At 61.4% G+C, this 24,466-nt stretch carries 17 protein-coding genes; 10 read left to right on the top strand and 7 right to left on the bottom strand.

The window, feature by feature from the left end; genetic code table 11:
- Positions 1–21 precede the first annotated feature (21 nt).
- The 4 genes from rpoA (at position 22) to bfr (ending at position 3,758) form a co-directional block, all read left to right on the top strand.
- Positions 22–1,023, top strand: a complete 1,002-nt coding sequence (gene rpoA, locus KW838_RS19850) for a DNA-directed RNA polymerase subunit alpha (RefSeq protein WP_007970428.1) — start codon at positions 22–24, stop codon at positions 1,021–1,023.
- Positions 1,024–1,065: 42 nt separating this feature from the next.
- Positions 1,066–1,452: a 50S ribosomal protein L17 gene (rplQ, locus tag KW838_RS19845; protein ID WP_007970429.1), complete on the top strand. Its 387-nt coding sequence runs from the start codon at positions 1,066–1,068 to the stop codon at positions 1,450–1,452.
- Positions 1,453–1,690: 238 nt separating this feature from the next.
- Positions 1,691–3,145, top strand: a complete 1,455-nt coding sequence (locus KW838_RS19840; RefSeq protein WP_102701282.1) for a catalase — start codon at positions 1,691–1,693, stop codon at positions 3,143–3,145.
- A 148-nt stretch (positions 3,146–3,293) separates the two neighbouring features.
- Entirely contained in the window at positions 3,294–3,758 is a 465-nt protein-coding gene (gene bfr, locus KW838_RS19835) for a bacterioferritin (protein WP_007970123.1), read from the top strand.
- A gap of 64 nt (positions 3,759–3,822) precedes the next feature.
- Here the strand turns inward: bfr and uvrA are convergent, their stop codons facing one another.
- Complete coding sequence (gene uvrA, locus KW838_RS19830; RefSeq protein ID WP_218502849.1) at positions 3,823–6,657, bottom strand: excinuclease ABC subunit UvrA; 2,835 nt, start codon at positions 6,655–6,657, stop codon at positions 3,823–3,825.
- Positions 6,658–6,848: 191 nt separating this feature from the next.
- Between uvrA and KW838_RS19825 the strand changes: the two genes are divergently transcribed.
- On the top strand, positions 6,849–8,246 hold the full coding sequence (locus tag KW838_RS19825) for an MFS transporter (protein ID WP_218480198.1): 1,398 nt from the start codon (positions 6,849–6,851) through the stop codon (positions 8,244–8,246).
- A 9-nt stretch (positions 8,247–8,255) separates the two neighbouring features.
- On the top strand, positions 8,256–8,771 hold the full coding sequence (locus KW838_RS19820) for a single-stranded DNA-binding protein (RefSeq protein ID WP_007970128.1): 516 nt from the start codon (positions 8,256–8,258) through the stop codon (positions 8,769–8,771).
- Positions 8,772–8,874: 103 nt separating this feature from the next.
- Here the strand turns inward: KW838_RS19820 and KW838_RS19815 are convergent, their stop codons facing one another.
- Complete coding sequence (locus KW838_RS19815; protein WP_218502839.1) at positions 8,875–9,423, bottom strand: cysteine hydrolase family protein; 549 nt, start codon at positions 9,421–9,423, stop codon at positions 8,875–8,877.
- Positions 9,424–9,524: 101 nt separating this feature from the next.
- Between KW838_RS19815 and KW838_RS19810 the strand changes: the two genes are divergently transcribed.
- The 3 genes from KW838_RS19810 to KW838_RS19800 all read left to right on the top strand — a co-directional run bounded on the left by KW838_RS19810 (position 9,525) and on the right by KW838_RS19800 (position 12,676).
- On the top strand, positions 9,525–10,517 hold the full coding sequence (locus KW838_RS19810; RefSeq protein ID WP_218502837.1) for a GlxA family transcriptional regulator: 993 nt from the start codon (positions 9,525–9,527) through the stop codon (positions 10,515–10,517).
- A 301-nt stretch (positions 10,518–10,818) separates the two neighbouring features.
- Entirely contained in the window at positions 10,819–11,928 is a 1,110-nt protein-coding gene (locus tag KW838_RS19805; RefSeq protein WP_218502828.1) for a DUF3182 family protein, read from the top strand.
- Positions 11,918–12,676 (top strand): S9 family peptidase, encoded by a 759-nt coding sequence (locus KW838_RS19800; RefSeq protein ID WP_102701274.1) that lies wholly within the window; start codon positions 11,918–11,920, stop codon positions 12,674–12,676. Before KW838_RS19805 ends, KW838_RS19800 begins: the two co-directional genes overlap by 11 nt.
- 138 nt (positions 12,677–12,814) lie before the next feature.
- Here the strand turns inward: KW838_RS19800 and KW838_RS19795 are convergent, their stop codons facing one another.
- The 4 genes from KW838_RS19795 to KW838_RS19780 all read right to left on the bottom strand — a co-directional run bounded on the left by KW838_RS19795 (position 12,815) and on the right by KW838_RS19780 (position 17,304).
- Positions 12,815–13,801: a lysylphosphatidylglycerol synthase domain-containing protein gene (locus KW838_RS19795; RefSeq protein WP_102701273.1), complete on the bottom strand. Its 987-nt coding sequence runs from the start codon at positions 13,799–13,801 to the stop codon at positions 12,815–12,817.
- On the bottom strand, positions 13,788–15,080 hold the full coding sequence (gene clsB / locus KW838_RS19790) for a cardiolipin synthase ClsB (RefSeq protein WP_218502825.1): 1,293 nt from the start codon (positions 15,078–15,080) through the stop codon (positions 13,788–13,790). The genes KW838_RS19795 and clsB overlap by 14 nt, the downstream gene beginning before the upstream one ends.
- Entirely contained in the window at positions 15,077–15,841 is a 765-nt protein-coding gene (locus KW838_RS19785; RefSeq protein ID WP_256358913.1) for an endonuclease/exonuclease/phosphatase family protein, read from the bottom strand. Before KW838_RS19785 ends, clsB begins: the two co-directional genes overlap by 4 nt.
- Before the next feature lie 251 nt (positions 15,842–16,092).
- Complete coding sequence (locus tag KW838_RS19780; RefSeq protein ID WP_218502806.1) at positions 16,093–17,304, bottom strand: MFS transporter; 1,212 nt, start codon at positions 17,302–17,304, stop codon at positions 16,093–16,095.
- Positions 17,305–17,672: 368 nt separating this feature from the next.
- On the opposite strand from KW838_RS19780, the gene KW838_RS19775 reads away from it, so the two are divergent.
- Positions 17,673–19,796, top strand: a complete 2,124-nt coding sequence (locus KW838_RS19775; protein ID WP_218502804.1) for a mechanosensitive ion channel family protein — start codon at positions 17,673–17,675, stop codon at positions 19,794–19,796.
- Between the two features lie 131 nt (positions 19,797–19,927).
- On the opposite strand, the gene KW838_RS19770 is transcribed toward KW838_RS19775, so the two are convergent.
- Positions 19,928–24,244 carry a DNA glycosylase AlkZ-like family protein gene (locus KW838_RS19770; protein WP_218502778.1) on the bottom strand — a complete coding sequence of 1,439 codons (4,317 nt, stop codon included), beginning with the start codon at positions 24,242–24,244 and terminating at the stop codon, positions 19,928–19,930.
- Positions 24,245–24,466 lie beyond the last annotated feature (222 nt).

The raw sequence follows: 24,466 nt of genomic DNA, 5'->3' as shown, positions 1-24,466 counted from the left end.
GGCTAGAAAATAGGTGCATCCATGCAGATTTCGGTAAATGAGTTCCTGACACCCCGCCACATTGATGTGCAGGTTGTCAGTCCAACCCGCGCCAAGATCACTCTCGAGCCTCTCGAGCGTGGTTTCGGCCATACCCTGGGCAACGCGCTGCGCCGCATCCTGTTGTCCTCAATGCCCGGCTGTGCAGTAGTCGAGGCCGAGATTGACGGTGTGCTCCACGAGTACAGCGCCATCGAAGGTGTACAGGAAGACGTCATTGAAATCCTGTTGAACCTTAAAGGTCTGGCTATCAAGCTGCACGGTCGTGACGAAGTTACGCTGACCTTGTCGAAGAAGGGTTCGGGGGTGGTTACCGCTGCCGATATTCAGCTGGATCATGATGTCGAGATCGTTAATCCCGATCACGTAATCGCTAACCTGGCGTCTAACGGCGCCCTGAACATGAAGCTCGTAGTAGCTCGTGGTCGTGGTTATGAACCGGCAGACTCGCGTCAGAGCGATGAAGACGAAAGCCGCAGCATCGGTCGCTTGCAGCTTGACTCTTCGTTCAGCCCGGTTCGCCGTATCGCATACGTGGTGGAAAACGCCCGTGTCGAGCAGCGTACTAACCTGGACAAGCTGGTTATTGATCTGGAAACCAACGGTACTCTGGATCCTGAAGAGGCTATTCGCCGCGCTGCAACCATCCTGCAACAGCAGTTGGCTGCGTTCGTCGACCTCAAGGGTGACAGTGAGCCAGTGGTTGTCGAGCAGGAAGACGAGATCGATCCGATCCTGCTTCGCCCGGTTGACGATCTGGAACTGACTGTACGTTCGGCTAACTGCCTTAAGGCGGAAAACATTTACTACATCGGTGACCTGATTCAGCGTACCGAAGTGGAACTGTTGAAGACTCCGAACCTGGGCAAGAAATCCTTGACTGAAATCAAGGACGTTCTGGCCTCCCGCGGTCTGTCCCTCGGCATGCGCCTCGACAACTGGCCGCCTGCAAGTCTTAAGAAGGACGACAAGGCGACTGCCTGATCGTCGTAATCACCGAACGTAGTGTTTGGTAAGGAATGAACCATGCGTCATCGTAAAAGTGGTCGTCACCTGAGCCGCACCAGCTCGCACCGCAAGGCCATGTTCCAAAACATGGCGGTGTCGCTGTTCGAGCACGAGCTGATCAAAACGACTCTGCCAAAAGCCAAAGAACTGCGCCGCGTTGCCGAGCCGCTGATCACTCTGGCCAAGACAGACAGCGTTGCTAACCGTCGTCTGGCTTTCGACCGTACTCGTTCGAAAGCTATCGTTGGTAAGCTCTTCAACGACCTGGGCAAGCGTTACGCTACCCGTGAGGGTGGCTACCTGCGCATCCTCAAGTGCGGTTTCCGCGCTGGCGACAACGCGCCTATGGCGTACGTCGAGTTGGTTGATCGTGCTACTGCTGGCGAAGCTGTATCTGCCGAGTAAGACGTCAGTCTGAAACAAAGAACCGGGCCTAGTGCCCGGTTTTTTGTGCCTGTAAGAAATGTACCTTCGTATAATCCTTGAATCCTTCCCCTTGTCATATTATCGGTTGGGGGCTGATCATTAGTTATTTTCTATCGATGCCTGCAAGTTAATGAATTTGTAGGTGTAACATTGATGATCAATACTCCTTCTCAGCCGATAGCCGGCAGTTCAAGACCGACAGAGGAAGGAAGATCGCATGAGCCAGAACAAAACGCTTACCACCGCCAGTGGCGCTCCTGTTGCCGATAACCAGAATTCCCGTTCCGCCGGCCCTCGTGGCCCGCTGCTGCTCGACGACTTTCACCTGATCGAGAAGCTTGCCCACTTCAACCGTGAAAACATCCCCGAGCGCCGTGTGCACGCCAAAGGCTCGGGTGCCTACGGTACGTTCACCGTGACGCGCGATATCACTCAATACACCAGCGCAAAGCTGTTTGAGGCGGTCGGCAAGCAAACCCCGACTTTCCTGCGGTTTTCCACCGTGGGTGGTGAGCGTGGTTCGGCCGATACCGAGCGTGATCCGCGCGGCTTTGCCTTGAAGTTTTACACCGAGGAAGGCAACTGGGACATCGTCGGCAACAACACGCCAGTGTTCTTCATTCGTGACCCATTGAAGTTTCCGGACTTTATCCACACCCAGAAGCGTTTGCCGCAAAGCAACCTGAAGAGTGCCCAGGCGATGTGGGACTTCTGGTCGCATTCGCCTGAGGCGTTGCACCAGGTCACCATCCTGTTCTCCGACCGGGGTATCCCTGACGGATACCGCCACATGCACGGCTTTGGCAGCCACACGTACAGCCTCATCAACGCTCAAGGCGAGCGCCACTGGGTGAAGTGGCACTACAAGACCAAACAGGGGATCAAGAACCTTGCTCCTGCCGAGGCTGCGCGCCTGGCGGGTACTGATCCGGATTACGCCCAGCGCGACTTGTTCAATGCCATCGAACAGGGTGATTTCCCGAAGTGGCGAGTGTGCATTCAGATCATGAGCGAGGCTCAGGCGGCGGCGCACTACGAGAACCCGTTTGATGTGACCAAAACCTGGTCGCAGAAAGAGTTTCCACTGATTGAAGTCGGTGAGCTGGAGCTCAATCGCAATCCGCAGAACTACTTCGCGGAAGTCGAGCAGGCGGCGTTCGGTCCCAGCAATATGGTTCCAGGCGTTGGTCTGTCGCCGGATCGCATGCTGCAAGGTCGGGTCTTCGCCTACGCGGATGCTCACCGCTACCGTGTCGGCACCAACCACCAACAGTTGCCGGTGAACGCTCCGCGCAGTCCGGTCAACACCTATCAGCGCGATGGTTCGATGGCCTTTGGCAGCAATGGCGGTGCGGCGCCGAACTACGAGCCAAACAGCTACGTAGAATCGCCGAAGCAGGCACCTCGTTACGCAGAGCCCGCATTGGCCCTGAATGGTGCCGCCGATCGTTACGACCACCGCGAAGACACTGATTACTACAGTCACGCCGGCGCGTTGTTCCGCTTGATGTCTGAACAGCAGAAATCGCTGCTGGTCAGCAACATCGCCGGTGCGATGGCGGGGGTGTCGAGTGATGTGGTTGATCGCCAGCTGCAACATTTCTACAAGGCTGACCCGGCGTATGGAGAAGCAATCGCAAAGCTGCTCAACGTACAGCTTAACGAAGTCTAAATGAGAAGCAGAACCGCCCTTGTTTGGGCGGTTTTTGCGTTATTTCAGCTGGTTTTCTCAGAATATCTTCGCTTTTATTGCGTCTTGCGAGTGACGATACGGGCATGTTGGTTCAAACTACAACTTTCAAGCAGGGAGATGTAGGGCGATGCAAGGCCACCCAGATGTGATCGATTACCTCAACACGTTGCTGACCGGCGAACTGGCCGCGCGTGATCAATATTTCGTCCACTCGCGGATGTATGAGGACTGGGGTTTTACCAAGCTCTACGAACGAATCAACCACGAGATGGAAGAGGAAGCAGGGCACGCTGATGCCTTGATGCGCCGGATCTTGATGCTCGAGGGCACCCCGCGCATGCGTCCGGACGATCTCGATGTCGGCACCACGGTGACCGAGATGCTCGAAGCGGATTTGCGCCTGGAATACAAGGTGCGGGCTGCGCTGTGCAAGGGCATCAAGCTTTGCGAGCAGCACAAGGACTACGTCAGCCGCGAAATGCTGCGGGTTCAATTGCATGACACCGAAGAAGATCACACCTACTGGCTCGAGAAGCAGCTGGGTCTGATCAAGTTGATCGGTCTTGAGAACTACCTGCAATCCCACGCCTGATTCAGTGAATACAAAAAAGCCCCTGTCACCGATGAAGTGACAGGGGCTTTTTCATGGCGCCCGGTTAAGCCCGGTCACGCTCCAGCAGCGGTTTGAGGTAGTAGCCGGTGTGAGACTGCTTCATCTCTGACACTTCCTCCGGTGTACCGACTGCGATGATCTGGCCGCCCTTGGAACCACCTTCCGGACCAAGGTCCACCAGCCAGTCGGCGGTCTTGATCACGTCCAGGTTGTGCTCGATGACCACCACGGTGTTGCCGTGGTCGCGCAGGCGATGCAGTACGTCCAGCAGTTGCTGGATATCCGCGAAGTGCAGCCCGGTGGTCGGTTCATCGAGGATGTACAGGGTCTTGCCGGTATCACGCTTGGACAATTCGCGGGACAGTTTCACCCGCTGCGCCTCACCTCCGGAGAGCGTGGTCGCCGATTGCCCCAGCTTGATGTACGACAGGCCGACGTCCATCAACGTTTGCAGCTTGCGCGCCAGGGCCGGTACGGCATCGAAGAACACCCGCGCTTCCTCGATGGTCATCTCGAGGGTTTCGTGGATGCTCTTGCCCTTGTACTTGATCTCCAGGGTTTCACGGTTGTAGCGCTTGCTCTTGCATACGTCGCACGGCACGTAGATGTCCGGCAGGAAGTGCATCTCGACCTTGATCAGACCGTCGCCCTGGCAGGCTTCGCAACGCCCGCCCTTGACGTTGAAGGAGAAACGCCCCGGGCCGTAGCCCCGCGAGCGGGACTCCGGCACGCCGGCGAACAACTCGCGGATCGGCGTGAACAGTCCGGTATAGGTCGCCGGGTTGGAGCGTGGTGTACGGCCGATCGGGCTCTGGTCGATGTCGACGACCTTGTCCAGGTGCTCCAGGCCCTTGATGCTATCGTGGGTGGCCGCCTCAAGTGTTGTTGCGCCGTTCAGCGCGGTGGCGCTCAACGGGAACAGCGTGTTGTTGATCAGCGTCGATTTACCCGAGCCGGATACGCCGGTGACACAAGTCAGCAGGCCGATCGGAATCTCCAGGTCGACATTGCGCAGGTTGTTGCCGCGCGCGCCCTTGAGCGACAGCGTCAGCTTCTTGTTGCGCGGCGTACGTTTGGCCGGGACTTCGATCTTCACCCGGCCCGACAGGTATTTGCCCGTCAGCGAGTCCGGATGCGCCATGACCTCGGCCGGAGTGCCTTCGGCGACGATATGCCCGCCGTGCACGCCGGCGCCCGGGCCGATGTCCACCACGTAGTCGGCCAGGCGAATGGCGTCTTCGTCGTGCTCGACCACGATCACCGTGTTACCGATGTCGCGCAGGTGCTTTAGGGTGCCCAGCAGCCGGTCGTTATCGCGCTGATGCAGGCCGATGGAGGGTTCGTCGAGGATGTACAGGACGCCCACCAGGCCGGCACCAATCTGGCTGGCCAGACGAATGCGCTGGGCCTCGCCGCCGGACAAGGTGTCGGCGCTGCGATCCAGCGACAGATAGTCGAGGCCGACGTTGACCAGGAACTGCAGGCGTTCGCGGATTTCCTTGAGGATCTTGTCGGCAATTTCGCCACGCCGACCGGTGAGCTTGAGTCCGCCAAAATAATCGGACGCATCGCCGATCGGCAGGTTGGTCACCGCCGGCAGGGTTTTCTCGCCGACCCACACGTGCCGCGCCTCACGGCGCAGGCGGGTACCGCGGCAGTCCGGGCATGACTGGGTACTGAGGAACTTGGCCAGCTCCTCGCGCACCGATGCCGATTCGGTTTCGCGGTAACGGCGCTCCAGGTTCGGCACGATGCCTTCGAACGGGTGCGAGCGTTTGACGATGTCGCCACGGTCGTTCAGGTATTTGAAGTCGACGTTTTGCGAACCGCTGCCGTGCAGGATGAATTTCTGTTGGTCGGCGGGCAGTTCGTTGAACGGTACTTCCAGACTGAACTTGTAGTGCGCGGCCAGCGAGCCGAGCATCTGGAAGTAATAGACATTACGCCGGTCCCAGCCACGAATCGCCCCTTCGGCCAGGGTCAGTTCGTCGTTGACCAGACGCTTGATGTCGAAGAACTGCTTTACCCCCAGACCATCACAGGTCGGGCAGGCGCCGGCCGGGTTGTTGAAGGAGAACAGCTTGGGTTCCAGCTCGCTGATGGCGTGGCCGCAGATCGGACAGGCGAAGCGTGCGGAGAAGATCATCTCCTCACCCGGCTCGTCGTCCATCGGCGCTACCAGGGCGATGCCGTCCGCCAGTTTCAGCGCGGTTTCGAAGGATTCGGCCAGGCGTTGTTGCAGGTCGGCGCGAACCTTGAAACGGTCGACCACGACATCAATGGTGTGTTTTTTCTGCTTGTCGAGCTTGGGTGCTTCGTCCAGCTCATAGAGCTTTCCGTTGATCCGGGCACGGACGAACCCCTGTGCGCGCAGTTCTTCGAAAACCGACAGGTGCTCGCCTTTGCGCTCGCGGATGACCGGGGCCAACAGCATCAGTTTGCTGCCCTCCGGTTCGGCGAGGACCAGGTCGACCATCTGGCTGACGGTCTGCGCTTCCAGTGGAATGTCGTGGTCCGGGCAACGGGGAATACCCACGCGTGCATACAGCAGGCGCAGGTAATCGTAGATTTCGGTAATGGTGCCGACCGTCGAACGCGGGTTGTGCGAGGTCGACTTCTGTTCGATGGAGATCGCCGGCGACAGGCCTTCGATGGTATCGACGTCAGGCTTTTCCATCATCGACAGGAACTGCCGGGCATAAGCCGACAGCGATTCGACGTAGCGGCGCTGGCCTTCGGCGTACAGGGTGTCGAAAGCCAGGGACGACTTGCCGGAGCCGGACAGGCCGGTGATGACGATCAGCTTGTCCCGTGGCAGGGTCAGGTCGATGTTCTTCAGGTTGTGGGTTCGAGCCCCACGAATCAGGATCTTGTCCAAGGTGGCCTCGCTCGGCGGGCGTCGAAAACGTAGGAGTATACGGCCAAATACTGGATGGATGCACACTATCAAACGAGAGGGTTGCTGTCTTACATGAAGAGTGTGTCAGCAATGCGCGTCAAAGCGTCGCGATATACCCCGCCAATCGATGGGACTGGTAGAATCGCCGCCGGTTCACATGAGGTTTTTCCATGCACGATCCCCACAGCGAGCGCATGAGTGGTAGCGAGACCCGCGCGGCAAGCGGTCTGGCCCTGGTGTTCGCCTTCCGTATGCTTGGCATGTTCATGGTGTTGCCGGTACTGGCGACCTATGGGATGGACCTGGCCGGCGCCACACCGGCCCTGATCGGCCTGGCGATTGGCGCTTATGGCCTGACCCAGGCGGTCTTCCAGATTCCGTTCGGTTTCATTTCCGACCGCATCGGCCGTCGCCCGGTGATTTACCTGGGCTTGATCGTCTTTGCCCTCGGCAGTCTGCTGGCCGCCAATGCCGATTCGATCTGGGGCGTGATCGCCGGGCGAATCCTGCAGGGTGCCGGGGCGATTTCCGCTGCGGTCATGGCCTTGCTGTCCGACCTGACCCGCGAGCAGCACCGGACCAAGGCCATGGCCATGATCGGCATGACCATCGGCCTGTCGTTTGCGGTGGCCATGGTCGTCGGCCCGCTGTTGACCCGCGCCTTCGGGTTGTCCGGATTGTTCCTTGCCACCGGCGGCATGGCGCTGTTCGGCATCGTGATCGTGATGTTCATGGTGCCGCGCTCCACCGGCCCGTTGCAGCACCGTGAGTCCGGTGTCGCGCGCCAGGCGTTGATCCCGACCCTCAAGCATCCGGACCTGCTGCGCCTGGACCTGGGCATTTTTGTCTTGCACGCGATGTTGATGTCCAGCTTCGTTGCCTTGCCCCTGGCCCTGGTCGAGAAAGCCGGGCTGCCCAAAGAGCAGCACTGGTGGGTGTACCTGACCGCGCTGCTGATTTCTTTCTTCGCCATGATCCCGTTCATTATCTACGGCGAGAAAAAACGCAAAATGAAACGAGTTTTACTCGGCGCCGTCGTGACGTTGATGCTCACTGAGCTATTCTTCTGGCAGTTCGGCGACAGCTTGCGGTCTCTGGTGATCGGTACGGTGGTGTTCTTCACCGCGTTCAATCTGCTGGAGGCTTCATTGCCGTCGCTGATCAGCAAGGTTTCACCGGCAGGCGGCAAGGGCACGGCGATGGGGGTTTATTCCACCAGCCAGTTCCTCGGCTCGGCACTGGGGGGAATCCTCGGTGGCTGGCTGTTCCAGCATGGCGGTCTGTCGGTTGTGTTCCTCGGATGCGCCGCTCTCGCTGCCCTCTGGCTGGCCTTTGCTGTTACCATGCGCGAACCTCCCTACGTCACAAGCCTGCGCTTGCCGTTGTCGCCCGAGGCGATCCGCGAAGCGGGTCTGGTCGAGCGCCTGAAGGCGGTCGTAGGGGTAACAGATGCAGTCATCGTCGCGGAAGAGGCGGCGATTTACATCAAACTGGACACCGAACTATTGGATCGCACCACCCTTGAGCGCCTGGTGAACAACCCGGCCGGGGCAGCGTGCGTAGCCTAGGAGAACGTTATGGCCCGTGGGGTTAACAAAGTCATATTGGTCGGCACTTGCGGCCAGGATCCCGAAGTTCGCTACTTGCCTAACGGTAACGCCGTGACCAACCTGAGTCTGGCGACCAGCGAACAGTGGACCGACAAGCAAACCGGTCAGAAAGTCGAAAAGACCGAATGGCACCGTGTGTCGATGTTCGGCAAAGTGGCGGAAATCGCCGGCGAATACCTGCGTAAAGGTTCGCAGGTGTACATCGAAGGCAAGCTGCAGACCCGCGAGTGGGAAAAAGACGGTATCAAGCGTTACACCACCGAAATCGTGGTCGACATGCAAGGCACCATGCAACTGCTCGGCGGTCGTCCACAGGGCGACCAGCAGGGCCAGGGTGGCGGTAACAACTACCAGCAATCCGCTCCGCGCCAGCAGGCTCCACGTCCTGCTCCGCAACAGCAGCCACAGCGCCCGGCCCCTCAACAGGCCGCACCGCAACCGGCTCCGGATTTCGACAGCTTTGATGACGATATTCCGTTCTAAGGCAGCTGCAAGTCTCCAGCTACAAGCAGCAAGCTGACAAAACAAAACCCGCACTTCGGTCTGAAGTGCGGGTTTTTTATGGGCGGTGAAATTTGGTGCAGACTCAGGCCGCGAGGAACTCGTCGGCCGACACCACGCTGGCATAGGCAAATGCCAGGGCCGCCATGAACGCCGCATGAACCTGGGCCGCCGGCACCGTTACGCCATTGAACTCCAGGTCACGGGTGGCGCAGGCGTCGTGGATCACGGTGACTGTATAGCCAAAATCCGCCGCCGCACGGGTGATGCCGTCCACGCACATGTGGCTCATGCTGCCCACGACCACCAGTTCCTTGATGCCTTGTTCGTCGAGGATCGATTTCAGTTCGGTTTCACGGAACGAATTGACGAAATGCTTGAGTACCACCGGTTCGTCAGGGCGGTTGATCACTTTGGGATGCAGCTTCGCGCCTTCGGAGTTCGGGGTGAAGAACGGCGCCTCTGCGGAGGTGAATTCGTGGCGGATATGCACCACCGGATCACCGGCATCACGGAAGGCCTTGATCAGGCGGACGGCGTTGTCGGCGGCGGCATCGGCGCCGACCAGTGGCCACTTGCCTTGGGGGAAGTAGTCGTTCTGGATATCGACTACGATGAGCGCTTGCTTGGCCATGACTGTTTCCTCGAAGTGTGTTTGGGTGTGGAATGAAGTATTGGCGCTGGCAGGCGGTCCGGGGATTGGCCGCACCGACAATAAGAGGGGGAAAACTGACAATGGACGCAGAAAGGGCAATCGCCGAGCTCGGTGTGCTGATCTATCCCGGCGCGCAGATGGCGGCGGTGCATGGCTTGACGGACTTGTTCGGGGTGGCGAACCGGATCGCCGCCGAGCATCAGGCTGCGCAATTACCCCTGCTGCGGGTCAGCCATTGGCAGGTCGAAGGTGATCAGCCGCCAGCCCGGGTCTTCGACAGCCATCCCGGCCCGGAGCGTGCCCTGGTGGCCGTGTTGATCCCGCCATCGATTGCCGGTTTTTCCGAGGGCCAGGCGCCACAGGGCTTGATCCGCTGGTTGCGCGAGCAACATGCCTGCGGCGCGACACTGGGCGGGGTTTGCGTGGGCTCGATCCTGTTGGCTGAAAGCGGTCTGCTCGACGGCCGCAGCGCCACCACCCACTGGACCTCGGCCAAGAGCTTTGCCGAACGTTATCCGGCGATACGGCTCAAGGCCGATACGCCGATTGTCGATGACGGCGACTTGATCACCACCGCCGGGCTGATGGCCTGGTCTGAACTGGGTCTTCGCCTGGTCAACCGGTTGCTGGGACCGAGCATTGCCACCAGTACCGCGCGTTTTCTGGTGGTGGAACACAGCGACAGCGCCAGCGAGTGCGGCAGCAATTTTGCGCCGATCCTCAGTCATGGCGATGCGGCGATCCTCAAGGTGCAGCACTGGTTGCAAAGCACCGGGGCGACCGAGGTATCGCTGACGGCGATGGCCGAAAAGGCAGGGCTGGAAGAGCGCACCTTCCTGCGACGTTTCCGTTCGGCCACCGGGCTCAAACCCACCGAATACTGCCAGCATCTGCGAGTCGGCAAGGCCCGGGAAATGCTCGAATTCACCAACGGCACCATCGACCATATCGCCTGGACCGTGGGTTATCAGGACCCCGGCGCGTTTCGCGCGACATTCAAGAAAATCACCGGGCTGGCGCCGAGTGATTATCGGATGCGGTTCGGGGTGAGCCCTGGATCGGTTGCACGGTAGTCGCATCACCCCCGATCTCCTGTGGGAGCGAGCTTGCTCGCGATGAGGGCATGACATTCAACATTGATGTGTCTGGAACACCGCTATCGCGAGCAAGCTCGCTCCCACAGGGTCGGGTGTGTGGGCTGGAGTCGTGCAAAATGCCGGAGTATCAAAGGGCATCGTGCAGAATAAAACAGGCCCCATGCCATCACTTTGTACGCAACGGGCTGATTTAAAACCCCTCTTTCCGTAACGGGCCTTGGCCTGATCCCTGCACCCCTTCAACTACATTCATCAAGCGTCGATTGAAGGGGGATGCATGACCCCAACAAACCGCAAGAAACTGGTGGTTGCCCATTCGGTACGCGCCGACGCGCCGCTGCACGAAGTCGAGACAAACCGTGCGCTGGCGCGCTGGCTGGCGCAGATATTGGGACTCAAGTACGGCGGCAGTTACGATCCGCAATTGCACGAGGGTCGGGACCTCTATCTGTTGCCGACCCAGACGCTGGTGGGCGCTGCGGCTGCCCGGCAACTGGGGGTCAAGGGGCCGGAGGATTTGTGGGGTGGTTATGTCGACCATGATTTCATCTGCACCAAAGCCATCAGTCATGGGCTGCTCAACCACCATGCCCATGCGCCGCCAGGCTGGGCTCCTTTGTTTTCCCAGCGGGTACGCAGCGTCGTACTCGATGGTCTCAGCGTGTTCTGCCTGAAGGATGCTCGCCCGGCGGCGGAACATCTGTTGTACACCGGGCCGATCCGCCTGAAGCCGATACACGCTTGCGCCGGACGTGGTCAGGAAGTGATCCAGAACCTCGACGAGTTCGACGAAATTCTGGCCAGGCCCGACGCTGACGCGACCTTCACCGAGGGTGTGGTGCTGGAACAGGATCTTGATCAGGTGATTACCCACAGCGTCGGCCAGAGCTTCATCGGCGACAAGGTGCTGAGTTATTGCGGTGATCAATACTTGACCAAGGACGCCGAGGGCGAGGAGGTGTATGGCGGCTCGAACCTGTTGGTGGTGCAGGGCAGCTATGACGATTTACTGAAGCTGGACCTGGCCGATGACGTGCGGATGGCTATCAAGCAGGCGCAGGTGTTCGACAGCGCCGCGGATGAAGCCTATCCGCGTTTCTATGCGTCACGGCGCAACTACGACATCGCTCAGGGCATCGATAGCGACGGCAAACAGCGCAGCGGCGTGCTCGAACAATCCTGGCGCATGGGCGGTGCCAGCAGTGCCGAGGTGGCGGCTTTGCAGAGTTTCGTCAACGATCCGGGGATGCGCGCGATTCGTGTGTCTTCGGTGGAAACCTACATCGATCAGCCGCTGCCGACAGATGCCATCGAGGTGTACCGCGGGCCGGCGCAAAGCAGTGACTTTCTTCTCAAGTACGTAACGGTTCAATCCTATGACGGCTAGAAGCGAATCCATTCAGATCGATATCGATAACGAACAGATGAGCGGGACTTTTCTGAGCCCCAAATCGAAAGTGCCTGGCGTACTCTTCGTGCACGGTTGGGGCGGCAGTCAGGAGCGGGACCTGGAACGCGCCAAAGGCATCGCCGGCTTGGGTTGTGTATGCCTGACCTTCGACCTGCGCGGACACACCGGCGGCACAGGCATTCCATTGTCCCGGGTGACTCGCGAAGACAATCTGCGCGACCTGCTGGCAGCCTATGACCGCTTGCTCGCGCACCCGGCCCTCGATACCTCGGCGATTGCCGTGGTCGGTACCAGTTATGGGGGTTATCTGGCCTCGATTCTGACTTCGCTGCGACCGGTGCGCTGGCTGGCGCTGCGGGTGCCGGCGCTGTACCGCGACGAGCAATGGCACACGCCGAAACGCGACCTGGACAAGCTGGATCTGCGTGATTACCGAGGCACCCTGGTGCGGGCCGACGGCAACCGGGCCTTGCATGCCTGCTCGCAATTTCGCGGGGATGTCCTGTTGGTGCAGTCCGAGACCGACGACTATGTGCCCCACGCGACGATCATGAGCTACCGGGCGGCCTGCCAGCAGACGCACTCCATGACCCACCGCATCATCGACGGTGCCGACCACGCCTTGAGCGACCCGGTTTCCCAGCAGGCCTACACCTCGATCCTTGTCGACTGGATCACCGAGATGGTGGTCGGGGAGCGGTTGAGCATTATTCAATCGTCCTGATATCGGGGTGTTCTTGCGGGCCTCATCGCGGGCAAGCCCGCTCCCACAGGGATCGAGGGTGTACATAGAATCTGCATCCACCAGCAGACCCTGTGGGAGCGGGCTTGCCCGCGATGGCGGACTAGCAGACACCACAGATCACTTGGGTTTCCTTGAGACCCGCAACGACTTGGCCTTGGCCTCCACCAACAGGTACATCACCAGGGTAATCAACAACGGCAGGATGAAATAAATCGCCCGATAGGCCAGCAGCCCCGCCACCAGGCTGCCGCGCGAAACCTCGTGTTGCAGCAGCGCCACGAACACCGCCTCGAGCACGCCGAGCCCGGCCGGGATGTGGGTGATGACCCCGGCGATGGCGCTGATCAACAGCACGCCCAGTACCAGTGGATAGTCCAGTTTGCTCGGCAGCAAGGTGAAGATCACCGCGGCCATCAGCGACCAGTTCAGCGCACCGAGGGCCAGTTGCAGCACTGCCATGCGCAAGGACGGGAGGTCGATTTCGATACCGCGAATCGCCCACTCCCGACGTTTGGCAAAGCGGCATGCCGCCAGGTAGCCGGCGCTCAGCAGCAACAACAAGACCCCCACGCCTTGCAGCGCACTGCTGCTGAGCTTCCAGCCCGGCGGCATGCGCACCAGTCCGCTGCTGAACACGGCGCCGGCAATGACCATGTAGCCGAACCAGTTGGTCGCCAGGCTCAGGCCAAGGATCTTCGCGATGTTGCTCTTGCTGACCCCGAGCCGCGAATACAACCGGTAGCGCATGGCGATGCCGCCGACCCAGGCGCTCAGGTTCAGGTTGAAGGCGTAGCTGATGATCCCCACGGGCAGTATCTGCTTCCAGGTCAGGTTCTGGCGGATGTAGGTGCGGCCGATCAGGTCGAAGCAGGCGTACACCAGAAAACTCACCAGGGTCAGCCCCGACGCAATGATCAGCGTGCGCACCTTGAAATCGGCCAGGTTATCGAACACTTCGCTCCACTCAAGGCGCTGGGCGAGCATCGTGAACAACACGATCAGCATCAGGAAAAACAGCATCGTCAGCGGTCGCTTCCAGCGGCTCCAGTGCGACTTGCCCGGGCTTTTGGCGTCAGTTGCCATGTGGGGCTCAGCGCGGTTCATGGTCAGCGCTCCCGGTCGGAGGGGGGATGGGTTTCAGGCGAGGTTTGTGCGCCGGCAACCAACCGGCCCAAGCCGGGAAATGCCGCAGGACGTGAAACACCAGAAAACCTATGGTCATGTGCCAGATACGCCCGCGCGGCGGGATGTCGTGAGACATGGCCTTGCAATGGTTGTCGCTGAGGTCTTCCAGGCGATCGAACAGAACTCGATTGAAGCCACGGTCGCGGATCAGCACGTTGGCTTCCAGATTCATCGACAGGCTCAACGGGTCGAGGTTGCTGGAGCCGACGGTGCTCCAGTCTTCATCCACCAATGCAACCTTGCCGTGCAACGGGCGGTCGCAATATTCGTAGATCTTCACCCCGGACCTGAGCAGGTAGTCGTAGGTCATGCGCGCGGCGAGTTTGGCCACCAGCATGTCCGGTTGCCCTTGCAGGATCAGCCGCACATCCACACCCCGGCGGGCCGCGTTGCGGATCTCGCGCAGCAGGCGGAAGCCGGGAAAGAAGTAGGCATTGGCGATCACCACCCGACGCTTGGCCTGGCGCAACACCTGGCGGTAAACCTCTTCAATGTCGCTCGGGTGTTCACCGTTGTCGCGGTACACCAGACGTACCTGGCCATCGTGATCGCTGAAGGCCAGTTCAGAACGCCGCTGCCGACGGCGTTGCCACCAGTATTTGGCGTGCGCCGGGCGACCGCATTGCAGCAGAGCGAAGTGATGGATGTCGGCCACCGCGGGGCCTTGCACCTCCACGGAATAGTCCTGCTTGGCCTCGGGACCGAAGTCGGCAAGGTGATCGGCAGAAAAGTTGATCCCGCCGATGAAGGCGATGCTGCCGTCCACCACCACTATCTTGCGGTGCAGGCGCCGGAACCAGTTGGTGCGGATGCCCAGGCGTTTTGGTGCCGGATCGAACATTTGCAGGTGCACGCCGGCCGCGGTCAGGGCGGTAAGGAAACCGGTACTCAGTTCGCCGCAGCCAAAGCCGTCGAGGCTGACGGTGGTGCGTACACCGCGCTGGGCAGCTTCGATCAGGATCTGTTGCAGCTCATTGCCAACCTTGTCCTCGAACACAATGAAGGTTTCCAGCAGGATTTCACTTTGCGCCCGGCGCAGGGCGTCAAATACCCGGGGAAAATACGCTTCACCGTTTTCCAGCAACTCGACGCGATTACTGCCTTGCCAGCCGTATTCGACGTCGACCGCTGTCGGCTTGCGGATCGGCGGAGCGGGGATGTGATCCAGCGTGTTTTTTTCCATCGGCTGGCTGCTCATAACTCGATCTCCACCGACAGCGGGACGTGGTCGGAAAGGTGCGACCAGGGGCGGGTGGTCAGCACTTGCGGATGACTGGCCTTGAGGTTGCGCAGGTAGATGCGGTCCAGGCGTAATGCTGGCAGGCGCGCGGGGAAACTGCGCGCCGGTTTGCCGTGGTGCGCGGCGAAGGCTTCGCGCAGACCGCAGGGTTTGAGCAACGCATCGGCGCGCTGACGCCAGTCGTTGAAGTCCCCGGCGACGATCACCGGGGCATCGGCGGGCAGGGCGTCCAGCCGCTGGGCGAGCAGCTTCAATTGCGCCGTGCGGTGACTTTCGCGCAACCCCAGGTGCACGCAAATGGCATGCACTTCCTGGACGTCGCCGGGCAGGCGCAACACACAATGCAGGATCCCGCGGTTCTCGTGACCGCTGATGGACACATCGAGGTTGTCGTGGCGGATGATCTGGAATTTCGACAACAGCGCGTTGCCGTGATCACCCGCCGGATACACCGCATTGCGGCCATAGGCGAACTGCGGCCACAGGGTGTCGGCGAGGAACTCGTATTGTGGCATCGCCGGCCAGTTGGTGTAGCGCTTGGGGTGGTGCTCGTGGGTGCCGTGGACTTCCTGCAAAAACACCACATCGGCAGACACGCTACGCACCGCTTCACGCAGTTCCGGCAGGATGAAACGCCGGTTGAGCGCGGTGAAACCTTTATGGGTGTTGACCGTCAGCACCTTGAAGCGACAAGTCACGGACGGACCCTGTACCCGCATGTCGGTTGCATTTGCGTGTGCGGGAATATCGGTGTGATTCGCTGCCATGTCGCCTCCCGCCTGACGGCCCCTGTTTTTGGATGACTCTGGGGCGGCGGCGAAAGTTTCGATGGGGCTACGGACGGTACACAGTTATCAGATCACAACAGATTCAATGTGGGAGCGAGCCTGCTCGCGAAAGCGGTGTGTCAGTCACCTCATTGTTGAGTGTGCCGACGCCTTCGCGAGCAAGCCCGCTCCCATAGTGGGTATCAGTGGCCCGTGATTATGCGGGCAGAACCGTCGGCCGGCTCGGCATAGGCCGGGCCAAGGCGATCAAGACGTCCACTCCAGGCCGTCAATGCCAGCGCCACCAGCACCACCAGGCCACCGATCCACGCGGTGTGGATCAGCCCCATGTGGGCGACGATCAGGCCACCGCCCCAGGCGCCGCCGGCAATGCCGAGGTTGAACGCGGCGATGTTCAGGCCAGATGCCACGTCCACGGCATGGGGTGTGTGATGTTCGGCCTGGCGCACCACGTACACCTGCAACCCCGGCACGTTGCCGAATGCCACGGCACCCCAGACCAGTACGGTGACCAGCGCCAGCCAGGGATTGCCGGCCGTGAAGGTCAGCGCGAACAACACGGCGGCGAGCAGGGCAAAAATGATTTTCAGGGCGCTGATCGGACCGCGTTTGTCCGCCAGCTTGCCGCCCCAGATATTGCCGACGGCCACGGAGATGCCGTAGACCAGCAACACCAGGCTGACGGCGCTGGCGCTGAAGCCGGAGAGGTCCTGAAGTATTGGCGCGAGGAAGGTAAAGGCGGTGAACGTGCCGCCGTAGCCGACGGCCGTCATCGCATACACCAGCAACAGGCGCGGTTGCTTGAGCACCTGCAATTGCTGCAAGAACGACGCGGGTTTGCTGTGGGCGATATTTTTCGGCACGTAGATCAGGCTGCCGATGAAGGCAATGACGCCCAGTGTCGAAACGGCTAGGAAGGTTTCGCGCCAGCCGAAATGCTGGCCGATGAATGTCCCCAGCGGCACGCCGGTGACCAGCGCAACGGTCAGGCCGGTGAACATGATGGCAATCGCGCTGGCGGCTTTTTCCTTCGGCACTAGACTGGTGGCGATGGTCGAACCGATCGAGAAAAACACCCCATGGGCCAGGCCGGTGATGATCCGTGCGAGGATCAGCGACTCGTAGCCCGGTGCTTGCCATGCCAGCAGGTTGCCGAGGGTGAACAGCACCATCAGCGACAACAGCAGCAACTTGCGCGGAACCTTGCCGGTGAGGGCGGTCAGCACCGGGGCGCCGACGGCGACGCCAAGGGCATACAGGCTGACCAGCAGGCCGGCGGATGGCAGGCTGACGCCGAGGTCGGCACCAATAGTGGGTAACAGGCCAACGATGACGAACTCTGTCGTCCCGATGGCAAAGGCGCTGAGGGTCAGCGCGAGCAAGGCAATGGGCATGGCTGCAACTCCGGAGGATGATTCGATGGAGCGCAGTGTCGGGGTTGAGGTTGTGCAGAAAAATACAGGGACGAGCATTTGATATTTGCGTACAGATCAAATATCGCGAAGGCGGGTGCATACTTGTGGCGAGGGGGCTTGTCGGATCGCCGCATCGCCCCGCTCGGCTGCGCAGCAGTCGTAAATCCCTGGAATGCGGTGTGTCAGATGAATCCGAACGGTAGGTTTTGGGGGCGCTTCGCACCCCAACGGGGGCGAGCCCCCTCGCCACAAATGGCGTCGCTGTCCTGCTATCCACTAGCAATGCCCGAACTTGCCCGGCATTTTTCGATCAGTTCCTTACCGACACAGCCAAAGGAGCGGGTGTTTTGATCAGGCTCAAGACCGCGATACTGCTGGGGGCGTTGCTGTTTGTGGGCAGCGAGCAACTGGAAGCCGCCGCGATACCCGGGCTGCCGGCCACCTCGACGGCTGCGACGCCGCCGGCGCACCCCGAACCGCTGGTGCAAGGCGGCTTGCTGGGGGCCATCAGTTCAAGCATCGACGAGGTCCAGACCAAGCTTGATCTCAATCAAAACCTGCTCGACGCCTGGCGCCTGCGTGCGGACCGCGCGGCGGATGAAGTGGATCAGTTGGTCAATCAGCCTTCGGCCCGCTCGCCCTGGAGCGCCGTTGTCGATTTCCTGATATTGACCGGCGTGTGGGCCGTCGTGTTTGCCTGTCTTTGGCTGCTCGGGCGATTGTTGGCCAAACGCCTGTGCGCGCATCGCCTGCTGCTCAGCCGCGAGCGTGGCCAGGCCCTGCTCGGTTACATGTTGCCCTATACCCTTCCGGCGGTGATCAGCCTGCCGCTGACGATATATGCCAGCCAGTTCTTGCCGGTTTCGGCGGGCCGGGCGCTGGCGCTGTGCCTGGCTTATGCCACCAGCGCAGGGATCTTTGCCGCGTCATTGGTGATGTCGCTGATGGTGGTGTTCAATGCCGGCCACAAGCGCCGGGCGGTGCAGATCATCCGCGAGAAGAGCCCCCGGCCGTTATTCGTTATCGGCTTTCTGGTGGCCTTGAGCGATGCCCTGACCAGCCAGCAGATCTCCCATCAATTGGGTAGCAATCTAACCAGCAGTATTGCGGTATTCACCGGGATGGCGGCGTCGATTTCCTTCGGCTTGCTGGTGATCCGCATGCGCCGCCCGGTCGCTCATGTGATCCGCATCCTGCCGCTGGCCCAGCGCCAAAGTCAGCCGGCATTGCGCGAGACCCTGCGGATATTTTCCGGGCTCTGGTATTGGCCGATCCTGTTGATGGTGCTGGTCTCGATCATCAACCTGATCGGCGTTGGCGCGGACAACCAGATGGTGCTGCGCAGCGCCTTGTTCACCACGGTATTGCTGATTGCCACGGTGTTTCTCAGCACCACGCTGCACCATCTGTTCAAGGCGCGCAGTGAAGCGGACCTGCGCCGCAGCAGCGCCTACAAGGAGCGTTTTCTCAACTTGTCCCACGCCTTGCTGCGCATCGGCATGGCCATTGTGTTCATCGATATCCTCGGGCGGATCTGGGGCGTGTCGCTGTTCGAATTCGCGGTGAGCAATGCCGTGGGCCGGGCGATCAGTGATTCCCTGAGCCACATCGGCCTGATCCTGCTGGTGACCTGGATGGTCTGGGTGGTGCTCGACACGGCGATTCAGGAAGCCCTGAAACCGCCGACCAACAAGCGCTCGGCGCGCCAGCCGAGTACGCGAGTGAAAACCATCCTGCCGCTGCTGCGCAACGCGATCAAAATCATCCTGGTGGTGATCTGCGCGATCACCACCATGGCCAACCTGGGAATCAACGTCGCGCCATTCCTGGCCGGTGCCGGGGTCATCGGCCTGGCAATCGGTTTCGGCTCCCAGCAACTGGTGCAGGATGTGATCACCGGGCTGTTCATCATCATCGAGGACACCCTGTCCATCGGTGATTGGGTGGTGCTTGATTCCGGGCATGCCGGCACGGTCGAAGGCCTGACCATCCGCACCTTGCGCCTGCGCGACGGCAAGGGTTTCGTGCACTCGGTACCCTTCGGGCAGATCAAGGCCGTGACCAACCAGTCGCGGCAATTCGCCTATGCGTTTTTCTCGGTGCAATTCACCTACGATACCGACGTCGACAAGGCCATCGAACTGATCCGCGAGGCCGGGCATTCCATCAGCAACGACCCGTTCCTGCGCTACAACCTGCAAGGGCCGCTGGATGTGTTTGGCGTCGACAGGATGGACCTCAACGGTGTGGTGCTGACGGCGCAATTTCGCACGGTGAGCGGTGGCCAATATGCGGTGAGCCGGGCCTTTAACCAGCGATTGAAAAAGCTTGTGGATAACTGCCCGTGGGTGAACTTCGCGCAGACTTATCCACAGCAGGCGCTGGTGCCGCGGCATCCGGTTGAAGCGCCACCAGAGGCTGAGCCGGAGCATGCGGCGGTGTTGATGCCGGATCGGCCGCGGTCTCAGTAAGTCGTCAGGGAAATTTTCGGAGGCTGTAATGGCCTCTTCGCGAGCAGGCTCGCTCCCACAGGGGGATTTGTGAACGACACAGATCAACTGTGGGAGCGAGCCTGCTCGCGAAGGGGCCAGACCAGACAACCTCAATGCCGGATCAGCTTGCTGCGCACCTCGGCACTCGCCTGCTGATCCAGCTCCCCCCAAAACTGTTGCTTGCCGGCAATCTCGGCAGCAACCGGCAAACCATCGCGATACACCAGCCGATTGCTCGTAAGCGCCGGGACTTTCGCACCAGGTAATAGCGTGCCGGCGAGGTTCAGCGGATCGACCCCGCACACCGCGACCAAACTGCCGTCATGGGGCCGACGTCGCACCTCCCGCAGCAAGGGAATCGCTTCGGGCAGGGCGAATTGCTCGCCCGCCAGGCCGCTGACAAACCGGCCCCCACGAATCTCGCCGCGTGCCTCCAGGCGATGGAAGGTGCGCAGCAGTTCGCGCCAGCTCGGCAGCCAGTCTGCCTCACGTTCCAGCAAGCGCCAGAACACCACGCCGTAGCGACGCAGCAAGGTCATGGCGATGTGTTCCAGGGTATCGGCCGGCGTCGGCGAGGGACGCTGGTTTTCCACCACCGGGACCGTTGGCGCGCGTCGCAACAAGGCCCAGCGCCCGGCATCGTCCATGCCACCGATGAATGCACCGCGGCCACGCCGACTGTTGCGCGGCTGGCGCTTGCTGGCCGGGGTGATCAGGGCACGCAGACCGGCAAAGCTGTCGGCGTTCACCAGCCCCGCGCCCACCAGTTCCTGCAGGGCGATTTCCAGCTCCGAACGCAACAAGTGCGCCTCATGGATCAGCTCATCGAAAAACAACGCGCCGTGCTGGCTGAGGGCGGCGTGGACCTTTTGTGTTTTCGGCGACAGTTCGCTTACCGGTGTCTGTTCGGTCAAGTCGCTCCAGAGGCCGACCCGACTGCGCGGCAGCAACACAACCGGTGTGCTGCGCAATGCGGTGCCGGCGCTTTTGTTGTGCGCAGTCAGCCGCGTCCACACCAGCCTGCCGCTGCGGCACAACTCATCCAGCCAGGTCGCCGAGTAGTCCTTGATTCGTGCGGGCAGGATGTCGCTGTCCCAGGCGGAAGCGGCGGCGGGGTAGCCTTCGAATTGCCCGACGATGGCTGGCAGTACCGCAGCGCCCTGGCCCTGGCTTGCAGTCGACACATGCTGCCAATCGAACAGGAATCGCATGAAATCCTGCAGTGCCACCGGTTCGATTTCCCGGCGCAGGCGCTTGACCGTATAGCGATGAATCCGCGCCAGCAAATGCCGCTCGCACCATTCTTCTTCGGCGATGCCCGGGGTGAAGCGACCGCGCAACACGTAGCCTTCGCGTTCCAGTTGCGCCAGGGTCTGGGTCACTTGTGCTGCGGGCATGCCGAGTGGTTCGGCAATGCGCTCGAGCGCAAGCGGGCCGAAGGCGCTGAGCCGTGCGCGGATCAGTTCGAGGACGGCTTCGTCGGGTGCCCAGGTTTCATCGAAGTCCGGCAGCGCTTGCAGCGGTGGCGTCAATTCGGCCTGTGGATAAATGGCCCGCAGGCAGGTCAGGCGCTCCAGCGCCAGCCACAACGATTGGCCGGCATTGATCTGTAAACGACTCGCGCGTCCGCTGTCGGCCAGGGTCTTGAGCCAGTCGAGCCATTGCGGATTGGCGCCGGCCTCGGCATCGGTGATGCACGCCAGGCTCATCAAGGCCTCGTGCATTTCATCGATACTGGAGGGCGCCGGCCAGGCTTCGTCGCGCACGGCGGCAATCGCCTCGGCGTCCAGTGCACCGAGGTCGTCGGGGGATTGCGGATCGCTCCAGCGTCGATTGAGTACCGCTTGGGTGCGGCGCTCTTCAAGCGGTGCATCGTCGAGAAAGGTGTAGGGGCGGGCGCTGAGGATCTCCGCCGCCAGCGGCGAGGGCGCCGGCAGGTCGCGGCTGATCAGGCGAATGTCACCGCGTTCCATGCGCCGCAACAAGGCCAGCCAGCCTTCAGTGTCCATGGCTTCGTGCAGGCAATCGTCGAGGGTCTGTTCCACCAGCGGATGGTCGGGAATCTCCCGTTCGCCAGCGAGGTTTTCCACACAGGCAATCTGATCGGGAAACACGCTGGCGATCAGGTCTTCGCTTTTCATCCGCTGGATCTGCGGCGGGACTTTGCGCCCGCCGCTGTAGCGCGGCAGCGCCAGGGCCACGCCGGCATTCCAGCGCCAGCGCACGCCGAACAGCGGCGCGTCGAGCACGGCCTGGATCAGGATGTGCTCGGCGCTGTTGCTGTGCAGGTAGCGCCAGACATCGTCCAGTTCAAAACTGTGGCTGGTGGACAGCGACAGCACGATGGCGTCTTCGCTGGCGGCGGCCTGCAGCTCGAAGTTGAAGGTGCGACAGAAGCGCTTGCGCAGGGCCAGGCCCCAGGCGCGGTTGATGCGGCTGCCGAACGGCGTATGAATGACCAGCTGGGTGCCGCCGGACTCGTCGAAAAAACGCTCCATCAGCAGCGTGTCTTGGGATGGCAGGGCACCCAGCGTCTGTCGTGCGCGGGCCAGGTAGTCCACCAGCTGTTCGGCGCTGGCGAGGTTCAGGCCCAGGGTTTCGGTCAGCCAGTCGAGCGCTGGTTGCAAGTTGCCTGGTGCGGTACCCAGCAGGTCGTCGAGTTTTGCCTGCAGGCGCGCCACCGCCGAGGACAATTCGGCGCTGCGCCCCGGCGCTTCACCGAGCCAGAACGGAATGGTCGGCGGCTGACCCTGGGCATCCTCGACCCGCACCTTGCCGGTTTCCACCCGCAGGATTCGATAGGAGGTATTGCCCAACTGGAAGATATCCCCGGCGATGCTTTCCACCGCGAAGTCTTCGTTGATGGTGCCGATGTTCAGCCCTTGAGGCTCCAGCAGCACGCTGTAGTCGGCATTGTCCGGAATGGTCCCGCCACTGGTCACTGCGGTCAGTTTCGCGCCACGGCGCCCGCGCAGGGTGCGGCTCACGGCGTCGCGGTGCAGGTAGGCGCTACGGATGCCCTGACGCCCGTTGTAGCCCTCGGCGAGCATCTGCAGCAGCGCCTGATAGTGTTTGTCGTCGAGTCCTGCGTAGGGCGAGGCGCGGCGCAGCATCGCCAGCAGTGCTTGCTCAGGCCACTCCTGGCAACTGACTTCGGCGATGATCTGCTGCGCCAGCACGTCCAGCGGCGCCTGCGGGATCAGCAAGGTATCGAGTTCGCCCCGGCGCACGCAGTCGAGCAGCGCGGCGCATTCGATCAGGTCGTCGCGAGTGGTGGCGAACAAGCGGCCCTTGGGCGTGCCGCCGACCTGGTGCCCGGAACGGCCGACCCGTTGCAGAAACCCGGCAATCGAGCGCGGCGAGGCGATCTGGCACACCAGGTCGACGTCGCCGATGTCGATCCCCAGTTCCAGCGATGCCGTGGCGATCAGCACTTGCAGGTCGCCACGCTTGAGCCGCTGCTCGGCGTCCAGGCGAAACTCCTTGGCCAGGCTGCCGTGGTGGGCTGCTACGGCGTCCTTGCCAAGGCGTTCGCTCAGGTGCCGGCTCAGGCGTTCAGCCAAACGCCGGGTGTTGACGAAAATCAGCGTGGTCCGGTGTTCCCGGGCGAGGGCGGCGAGGCGGTCGTAGACCAGTTCCCAGACATCGTTGGCCATCACGGCCGACAGCGGCACGGGCGGCACTTCGATGTCCAGGTCGCGGGGGCGGGCGTGGCCGATGTCGACGATCTCGCACGGGCGGTCGCGACCGACCAGGAAACGCGACACGGCCTTGATGGGTTTTTGCGTGGCCGACAGACCGATGCGCAGCAGCGGCTCGGGGCAGAGTGCCTGCAGGCGTTCAAGGCTCAGGGCCAGATGGCTGCCACGCTTGCTGGCGGCCATGGCATGGATTTCGTCGATGATCACCGTTTGTGTCGTACCGAGCATCTGCCGACCGGAGTCGGAACCGAGCAGCACGTACAGGGATTCCGGTGTGGTCACCAGAATGTGCGGCGCCGTCTTGCGCATCGCCGAGCGGTCTTTTTGCGGTGTATCGCCGGTACGCACGGCGGTGCTGATCTGCAGTTCGGGCAGCCCCATCACACGCAATTGCTCGGTAATGCCGGCCAACGGGTTTTGCAGGTTGATCCGGATGTCGTTGGACAGTGCCTTGAGCGGCGAGACGTAGACCACCAGCGTTGCATCGGGCAAGCCTTCGGGGCTTTCCAGACCGCGGTGCACCAGGTCGTCGATGACCGCGAGAAACGCGGTGAGGGTCTTGCCGGAGCCGGTGGGCGCGGCGACCAGGGTCGAGCGGCGCTGGCGGATCAACGGCCACGCCCGGGCCTGGGCGGCGGTGACCGCTGCGAACGTGTGGCTGAACCAGGCACTGACGGCGGGGTGGAAGCCGCTCAGGGCACTGTCTGCGGGGATGGGCAGGTTCATGCAGCAAGTTATGCGGGTGGGGGGCGCAAGATGCAAGTACCGCTCGGGATCTCTGTTGACTGACAGGGCCCCATCGCGAGCAAGCTCGCTCCCACAGGGGGGCGGTGTTCACAAAACCATTGTGGGAGCGAGCTTGCTCGCGATGAGGCCAGTGGCAGCACCACAAATCCCGGACATCTACACTTTACGGATGACGGTTGCGCACTAAACCCGCAAAATGCA

Source organism: Pseudomonas sp. PDM27, from assembly GCF_019219205.1.
Classification (GTDB): Bacteria; Pseudomonadota; Gammaproteobacteria; order Pseudomonadales; family Pseudomonadaceae; genus Aquipseudomonas; species Aquipseudomonas laurylsulfatiphila.
Note: the sequence above shows the minus strand (reverse complement) of the source record. Positions and strands in the feature narration are given on the sequence as shown.

Coding starts and splice junctions, on each gene's coding strand:
- KW838_RS19780 (WP_218502806.1), bottom strand. CDS start 17,304: ATGCCCATTGCCTTGCTCGCGCTGACCCTCAGCGCCTTTGCCATCGGG.
- KW838_RS19800 (WP_102701274.1), top strand. CDS start 11,918: ATGACGGCTAGAAGCGAATCCATTCAGATCGATATCGATAACGAACAG.
- KW838_RS19825 (WP_218480198.1), top strand. CDS start 6,849: ATGCACGATCCCCACAGCGAGCGCATGAGTGGTAGCGAGACCCGCGCG.
- KW838_RS19840 (WP_102701282.1), top strand. CDS start 1,691: ATGAGCCAGAACAAAACGCTTACCACCGCCAGTGGCGCTCCTGTTGCC.
- rpoA (WP_007970428.1), top strand. CDS start 22: ATGCAGATTTCGGTAAATGAGTTCCTGACACCCCGCCACATTGATGTG.
- bfr (WP_007970123.1), top strand. CDS start 3,294: ATGCAAGGCCACCCAGATGTGATCGATTACCTCAACACGTTGCTGACC.
- clsB (WP_218502825.1), bottom strand. CDS start 15,080: ATGAGCAGCCAGCCGATGGAAAAAAACACGCTGGATCACATCCCCGCT.
- KW838_RS19815 (WP_218502839.1), bottom strand. CDS start 9,423: ATGGCCAAGCAAGCGCTCATCGTAGTCGATATCCAGAACGACTACTTC.
- KW838_RS19785 (WP_256358913.1), bottom strand. CDS start 15,841: ATGCGGGTACAGGGTCCGTCCGTGACTTGTCGCTTCAAGGTGCTGACG.
- KW838_RS19820 (WP_007970128.1), top strand. CDS start 8,256: ATGGCCCGTGGGGTTAACAAAGTCATATTGGTCGGCACTTGCGGCCAG.
- rplQ (WP_007970429.1), top strand. CDS start 1,066: ATGCGTCATCGTAAAAGTGGTCGTCACCTGAGCCGCACCAGCTCGCAC.
- KW838_RS19795 (WP_102701273.1), bottom strand. CDS start 13,801: ATGAACCGCGCTGAGCCCCACATGGCAACTGACGCCAAAAGCCCGGGC.
- KW838_RS19805 (WP_218502828.1), top strand. CDS start 10,819: ATGACCCCAACAAACCGCAAGAAACTGGTGGTTGCCCATTCGGTACGC.
- KW838_RS19810 (WP_218502837.1), top strand. CDS start 9,525: ATGGACGCAGAAAGGGCAATCGCCGAGCTCGGTGTGCTGATCTATCCC.
- KW838_RS19770 (WP_218502778.1), bottom strand. CDS start 24,244: ATGAACCTGCCCATCCCCGCAGACAGTGCCCTGAGCGGCTTCCACCCC.